Genomic DNA, 515 nt, shown 5'->3' with positions numbered 1-515 from the left:
CGCCGCGCGGCTGATCCGACCGTCCGGCCTCGTTCGACCGGGGCGGCGCGCCGCCGCGCAGGGCGGTCCCGGCGAATCGCGGCGGGCGGGGCGCATCGGGCGGAAAGCGATTGGAGCACGCCCCGCCATCGCCTAGCATCGCCACATGACAGGCCCACATTCCGACAATTCCTCCGGCCTTCCCCGCGATGGCACCTCCGACGGGACAGGCGGCGCGGCCCGTGCACACCGCGCGGGCGCGGGGCCGGACGCGCCCCGCAACCCCGATCCCGCAGACCACGGCGACAGCGATCCCGCGGCGGAGGACGACGCCGCGCCCCGAGGTCTCTACGATCCCGATCCCGACGCGCCCGGCGACCTGCCATGGTTCGTCCCGGGCGGGGACGACGACCCGGACGACACCCATGGCGGGGCCACGCCGCCATGGGCACGCCCCGGCCCCCGCGCGGCCCCGCGCCCGGACACGGGCGACGCACCATGGGACGGCGCGGAGGCGCGCAATGCCGGGCCGCTCG

At 78.1% G+C, this 515-nt stretch carries 1 pseudogene; it reads left to right on the top strand.

The features are described from left to right. Nucleotides 1–145 precede the first annotated feature (145 nt). Nucleotides 146–515, top strand: a pseudogene (locus DDE13_RS22710) (hypothetical protein); the annotation flags it as partial.

Source organism: Meridianimarinicoccus zhengii, assembly GCF_003254465.1.
GTDB lineage: Bacteria > Pseudomonadota > Alphaproteobacteria > Rhodobacterales > Rhodobacteraceae > Meridianimarinicoccus > Meridianimarinicoccus zhengii.
This window is presented reverse-complemented; position numbering and strand designations above follow the sequence as displayed.